The following is a 727-nucleotide window of genomic DNA, read 5'->3' on the forward strand; positions in this document are numbered from 1 at the left end:
ACGGCAAGGACGGCAAGGACCGTGGCCAGGAAGGCCGCGACCGTGGCGAGTGGGGCCCGGACAAGGGCGAGTGGGGCAAGGACGGCAAGGACGACCACGGCAAGACCCGCGAGGTCCCCTGCAAGGACGACGCCCTGATCGACGCCCTCGAACTGGCCAACCGCGACCACGGCGGCACCATCAAGCTCGCCGAGAACTGCACCTACGAACTCGGCGTCAAGGACCGCAAGTTCGGCTCCGCCCTGCCCGAGATCAAGCAGGACGTCACCATCAAGGGCAACAACTCCACCATCAAGCGCGACGCCGAAGACACCTTCCGCATCTTCCGCGTCGTCGACGGCGGCGACCTCACCCTCAAGGACCTCACCGTCTCCGGCGGCAACGCCAACGAATTCAAGTACCCCGGGCCGTCGGTGCCGAAGGCGGCCGGGCCGGACGGCAAGGACGACGACAAGCGGTTCGAGGGTGACGGCGGCGCGCTCCTGGTGGAGCGTGGCGGCAGCGCGCACCTGGACAACGTGAAGCTGGTCGACAACAACGCCGAAGGTGACGGCGGCGCCATCGCCAACTACGGCCGCACCTGGCTCAAGGAGAGCAAGGTCGTCGACAACCACGCCCAGGGCGACGGCGGCGGCGTCTTCAACGAGGGCATCCTCAAGGTCGAGGAGACCCACGTCGACGACAACACCGCAGGCGGCAACGGCGGCGGCATCGCCAACGGCAGCGG

Annotated in this window: 1 pseudogene; it reads left to right on the top strand. The window is 68.2% G+C overall.

What is annotated here, in order from left to right:
* A pseudogene (locus tag AC2CHG_RS31680) lies at positions 1 to 727 on the top strand (hypothetical protein); the annotation flags it as partial.

It is taken from the genome of Micromonospora sp. ATLC20, from assembly GCF_057196585.1.